The sequence below is a fragment of the Streptomyces sp. CBMA123 genome (genome assembly GCF_014596465.1).
Taxonomy (GTDB): Bacteria; Actinomycetota; Actinomycetes; order Streptomycetales; family Streptomycetaceae; genus Kitasatospora.
In genome coordinates, this window is record NZ_MECK01000302.1 from 1 (window position 1) to 5,996 (window position 5,996).

General features: G+C 76.0%; 2 protein-coding genes. One reads left to right on the forward strand and one right to left on the reverse strand.

Going from position 1 to position 5,996, the window contains the following annotated elements; translation table 11 throughout:
- On the reverse strand, positions 1 to 3,972 hold a 3,972-nt coding region (locus BG452_RS28200; protein WP_188307177.1), incomplete at its 3' end, for an ATP-dependent helicase.
- 320 nt (positions 3,973 to 4,292) lie between these two features.
- On the opposite strand from BG452_RS28200, the gene BG452_RS28205 reads away from it, so the two are divergent.
- Positions 4,293 to 5,849, forward strand: a complete 1,557-nt coding sequence (locus BG452_RS28205; RefSeq protein WP_188307178.1) for a S8 family serine peptidase — start codon at positions 4,293 to 4,295, stop codon at positions 5,847 to 5,849.
- Positions 5,850 to 5,996: the final 147 nt, after the last annotated feature.

Consider the following 5,996-nt stretch of genomic DNA (forward strand, 5'->3'; position numbering starts at 1 on the left):
CCGGGGGGCGCGGTGGGCGGTCGCGCCCGCCGTCCGGCCGGAGCCGAGCAGGGCGCGCAGCGGGGCCAGGGTGTCGTTGGTGACGTACCCGGCCCAGACCAGGTCCCACAGGGCCTCGACCACCTCCGGCTCCGGCGTCTCCTCCGGCAGCTGCTGGACGAGCTGGCGGAAGAACAGGCCGTAGCCGCCCGCCAGGGCCTGCATCAGGGCGCTGTGCAGCGGGGTGAGCGCGGGTGGGACGGGCTCGGGGCGCAGCAGGTGGGCGCTCTCGGCCAGGTGCAGGCTGAGCCAGCCGTCCTTGCCCGGCAGCGCGCCGGCGCCGCACCAGCCGATCTCGCCGGCCGCCATCAGCTCGTCCAGCAGGCCGGCGGAGTAGTCGGCGAGCCGGGCCGGGAGGATCAGCTTCTCCAGGGCGGAGGCGGGCAGCGCGGTGCCCTGGAGCTGCTCGACCACCCGGAGCAGGCCGTCCGGGCCGCGCAGCCGGTGGCCCGCCAGGTGCTGCCACTGCGGGAGGAAGGCGGCCAGGGCGCGCGGCGGGACGGGCTCGACCTCCTGGCGCAGCGCGGCCAGCGAGCGGCGGCGCAGCCGGCGCAGCACCTCGGCGTCGCACCACTCGGGGGCGGTGTGGGTCTCGGCCGGGAGGAACTGGCCCTGCACCAGGCGGCCGGCGGCGGTGAGCCGCTGCAGGGTGCCGGTGACGACGGCGGTGCCGAGGCCGTAGCGGGCGCCCGCCGCGGCGGCAGTGAACGGGCCGTGGGTGCGGGCGTGCCGGGCCAGCAGGTCCCCGAGCGGGTCCTTGACCGGTTCGGTGAAGGCCTCGGGGACGCCGACCGGCAGCGGGGTGCCCAGCGCGTCGCGCAGCCGTCCGGCGTCCTCGATCGCGGCCCAGCGCTGCTCGCCGGCGATCCGGACCTGGATCACCCGGCGGGCCGCCTCCAGCTCCAGGGCCCACAGCGGTTCGGCCCCGCGCGTGGTCAACTCGGCCTCGGCGAGCGGGCCGAGCAGGCGCAGCGCGTCGGCCACGCCCTCGGCGTCCTTGATCCTCCGCTCGGGGGTGAGGCGCTGGAGCTCGGCCTCCAGCTCGGCGAGGACCTCGGGGTCGAGCAGCTCGCTCAGCTCGGCCTGGCCGAGGAGTTCGGACAGCAGCCGGGAGTCGAGCGACAGGGCGGCGGCCCGGCGTTCGGCGAGCGGGGAGTCCCCCTCGTAGAGGAACTGGGCGACGTAGCCGAACAGCAGTGAGCGGGCGAACGGCGAGGGCTCGGACGTGGTGACCTCGACCAGGCGGACCGCGCGGGACTCCAAGTCCCCCATCAGCTCGACCAGGCCGGGGACGTCGAAGACGTCCTGCAGGCACTCCCGGACGGCCTCCAGGACGATCGGGAACGAGCCGTACTCGGAGGCGACTTCGAGCAGCTGGGCGGCGCGCTGGCGCTGCTGCCAGAGCGGGGTGCGGCGGCCCGGGTTGCGGCGGGGGAGCAGCAGGGCGCGGCCGGCGCACTCCCGGAAGCGGGAGGCGAACAGGGCGGAGCCGCCGACCTGGTCGGTGACCAGCTGCTCGATCTCGTCGGCCGCGAACAGGGCGGCGTCGGCGCCGACCGGGGCCTCGTCGGAGGCCGTCGGTTCGGCCGGGCCGCTGAAATCGAAGTCGGGGGCGAGCAGGTCGGCGTCGGGGAGGCGGAGCACGATGCCGTCGTCGGCGTGCATGACCTGCGGGTCCAGGCCGTGCTTCTCGCGCAGCCGGGCGCCGAGGGCGAGCGCCCAGGGGGCGTGCACCTGGGCGCCGAAGGGGGAGTGGATGACGATCCGCCAGTCGCCGAGCTCGTCCCGGAAGCGCTCGACCACGATGGTGCGGTCGTCGGGGAGGTGGCCGCAGGCCGTCCGCTGCTCGGCGAGGTAGTCCAGCAGGTTGGCGGCGGCCCAGTCGTCCAGGCCGGCCTGCTGGAGGCGCTCGGTGGCGGCCTCGGGCGCAAGGGCGCCCAGCTCACGGGTGAACGCGCCGAGGGCGCGGCCGAGTTCGAGCGGGCGGCCGAGGGTGTCGCCCTTCCAGAACGGGAGCCGGCCGGGGACGCCGGGGGCGGGGGTGACCAGCACCTTGTCGTGGGTGATCTCCTCGATCCGCCAGGAGGTGGTGCCGAGGGTGAAGACGTCGCCGACGCGGGACTCGTAGACCATCTCCTCGTCGAGCTCTCCTACCCGGCCGCCGTCCTTCCGGCCGGTCTTCGAATCGGCCGCAGTGGTGCCGGCGATGAAGACGCCGAACAGTCCGCGGTCGGGGATGGTGCCGCCGGAGGTGACGGCCAGGCGCTGGGCGCCGGGGCGGCCGGTCACCGTGCCGGCCACCCGGTCCCAGACCACCCGGGGGCGCAACTCGGCGAAGGCGTCCGAGGGGTAGCGGCCGGCCAGCATGTCGAGCACGGCGTCGAAGGCGGACTGGGGGAGGGTGGCGAAGGGCGCGGCGCGGCGGACCACGGTGAGCAGGTCGTCCACCGGCCAGACGTCCAGGGCCGTCATCGCGACCAGCTGCTGGGCGAGCACGTCCAGCGGGTTGCGCGGGATGCGCAGCGCCTCGATCCGGCCCGCCCGCATCCGCTCGGTGACCACGGCGGACTGCACCAAGTCGCCCCGGTACTTGGGGAAGAAGACGCCGGTGGACACCGCGCCGACCTGGTGGCCGGCCCGGCCGACCCGCTGCAGGCCGGAGGCGACCGAGGGCGGGGACTCGACCTGGACGACCAGTTCGACGGCGCCCATGTCGATGCCCAGCTCCAGACTGGAGGTGGCGACCACGGCGGGCAGCCGACCGGCCTTCAACTCCTCCTCGACGAGCGATCGTTGCTCCTTGGAGACGGAGCCGTGGTGGGCCCGGGCGATCACCGCGGGCGCGCCCCGGGCGGCGCCCGAGCCGCCCATCAGCTGGGCCGGGGCGTGCGCCTCGGGGAAGACGGCGCCGGTGGCGCGCTCGTGGGCGATCTCGTTCAGCCGGTTGCACAGGCGCTCGGCCAGGCGGCGGGAGTTGGCGAAGACGATGGTCGAGCGGTGCGCCTCGACCAGGTCGACGATCCGCTCCTCGACGTGCGGCCAGATCGACTGCCGGCGCTGCGGGTCGGACTCGGCGGCGCCGCCGGTGGCCGGGGCGGCGGGCAGGTCGTCCAGGTCGGGGACGGGGACGACCACCGAGAGCTCGAACTCCTTGGTGGAGGGCGGCTGGACGATGACCGCGCCGCGCTGCGGGCTGAGGAAGCGGGCCACCTCCTCGACCGGGCGGACGGTCGCGGACAGGCCGATCCGGCGGGCCGGGCGGTCCAGCAGTTCGTCCAGCCGCTCCAGGCTGAGCGCGAGGTGGGCGCCGCGCTTGGTGCCGGCGACGGCGTGGACCTCGTCCAGGATCACCGTGTCGATGCCCCGGAGCGCCTCCCGGGAGGCGGAGGTGAGCAGCAGGAAGAGCGACTCGGGGGTGGTGATCAGGATGTCCGGCGGGTGGGTGGCGAAGCGGCGGCGGTCGGCGGCCGGGGTGTCGCCGGAGCGGATCGCGACCTGGACCTCGGGCTCGGGCAGGCCCAGCCGGACGGCGGCCTGGCGCAGGCCGGTCAGCGGGGCGCGCAGGTTGCGCTCGACGTCCACCGCGAGGGCCTTGAGCGGGGAGACGTAGAGCACCCGGCAGCGGCGCTTGGGCTCGGCCGGGGGTGGGGTGCTGCTGAGCCGGTCGAGTGCGGAGAGGAAGGCGGCCAGCGTCTTGCCGGAGCCGGTGGGGGCGACCACCAGGACGTCCGTCTCCCGCTGGATGGCGCGCCAGGCCTCGGACTGGGCGGTGGTGGGAGCGGAGAAGGCACCCGTGAACCAGGCCCGGGTGGTCGGGGCGAATCCGGCCAGCGGGTCGGTGGGCCGGGGGGCGTCGGCCTCGGGCGCGTCGGGCGCGTCGGGCGCGTCGGGCTCGGGGGCGTCGGCGGGTGGGGTCGGGTGCTGGGGCGCCATGCCCCCATGGTGCCGGGTGGGACCGACAAGTGAGGTGGGGCGCGGGGTGCGATGGGGTGCGAGGCAGTGCGAGGAGGGGGTGCGAGGGGTGTAGTTGCGGGGGCGGGAATGATGATCGGCTCATATGGTGAGAAATCGGGCGCGTGATCGATCCGTGACCGTGGCCGCAGGGGTGCGGCCTCACCCGACCGACGAGCGGAGAGCGTGGGATGGCGCAGGCGCACCAAACCGGGCCCGTCCGGGCGGTCCAGTGCCGGCGGGTCCAGTGCCGGGGAGTCCGCCGCCGAAGGGTCGGCGGGCCCGCCCTGGCGCTGCTCGCGATGCTGCTCACGGCTCTGGGGCTCGGCGGCGCGGTGCCGTACGTGTCCGGGCCCGGGCGGGCGTACCTCAGCTACCTGGTGCTGGCCGAGCGGGAGGACGCGGCGGGCGCCGCCCGGGCCGGGGCGGAGAGCCGGGCGGCGGGCGGGCAGGTGGTGCAGGAGTACCCGCAGATCGGGGCGGTGCTGGCGTACGCGACCGGCGGCTTCGCGGACAGGGTGCGGGCCCGGCCCGGGATCGCGGCGGTCGGGGCGACCAGGACGGCGCCGGTGGTGGGGCCGCCGCGGACGGTGGCCGGGGCGGGGGACTTCGCGGCGGGGGGTCGAGCGGGTGGGGTGGGTCCGGTGGGTGAGGTGGGTGGGGTGGGTCGAGTAGATGGGGTGGGTCGGGCGGGGAGTTCAGGGGGTCGGGCGGGGAGTTCGGACGGCCGGGGGAGGAGCGAGGCGAGGGGCGGGAGGGACGGGTGGAGTTCGGAGAGGCGGGATGACGAAGGGACCGTGACGGTTCAGGATCCGGCGGAGGGCGGGGAGTGGAACCTCACCATGATCCACGCGGCGTCGGGGCCGCCGGGCGATGCGGCGGTCGGGGGTGCGCCGGGTGTCGACGCGCTGCGGAAGGTCCTGGTCGCGGTGCTGGACTCGGGCGTCGACGACACCCACCCGGACCTGCGGTCGGCCGTCGACCCGAAGGCCTCGGTCTCCTGCGCCGACGGACGCCCGGACGCCCGGACCGGCTCCTGGCGGCCCGACCCCGGGGTCGGGGAGAGCGGGCACGGCACCCACGTCGCCGGGATCATCGGCGCGGCCTCGGCCGGGAAGGGCGTCACCGGAGTCGCCCCCGGGGTGCGGATCGCCGCCGTCCGGCTGCTCGGGCCGCTCGGGCAGTACTACGCGGAGAACATCGTCTGCGGGATGCTCTGGGCCGCCGACCACGGGGCGAAGGCGATCAACGACAGCTACTTCGCCGACCCGTGGAAGTACAACTGCCCCGAGGACCGCGACCAGGCGGCGCTGATCACCGCCGTCGGCCGGGCCGTCGGGTACGCCCAGCGCAAGGGCGCGGTGGTGGTCGCCTCCGCCGGCAACGACGGGCAGGACCTCGGTGCCGCCCGCACCGACGAACGCAGCCCCAACGACCGGGTCTCCGGGCCGGCCCCCACCCGCTCCCTGGGCACCGAGTGCATCCGCCTTCCGGGCCAGCTGCCCGGGGTCGTCACCGTCACGGCCGTCAACCGGGACGGGCATCCGTCCTCGTACACCAACTACGGGCGCGGCCGGGTCTCGCTGGCCGCCCCGGGCGGGGACCCGGACGGCGGGGCGCAGGGGGCGATCATCTCGGACTGGCCGGGCGGGCAGTACGCGGCGCTGGCGGGGACGTCCATGGCGGCGGCGCACGTGACGGGGGCGGTGGCGGTGGCCGCGGCGCTGCATCCGGGGCTCGGGGCGGGGCAGCTGGCGGAGCTGCTGGCGGTGACGGCGGCGGGAGGGTGTCCGGCGGGGGCGGGGGGGTGTGGGGATCGGCGGTATTTCGGGGTGGGGGTGTTGGGGGTGCCGCGGTGAAGGGGTGTGTTCGTGGGGGTGGGCTCTCGGGAGGGTGGGTGGGTGCCGGGGGCGGCTCCGGGGGTGGCCGCTCCGGGGGCTGGGTGATTTTCGGACTGCCGACTCTGTGGGTGGGGGGTTGAGACCGTTGGCAGTCTGAAAATCACC

Coding starts and splice junctions, on each gene's coding strand:
- BG452_RS28205 (WP_188307178.1), top strand. CDS start 4,293: ATGCTGCTCACGGCTCTGGGGCTCGGCGGCGCGGTGCCGTACGTGTCC.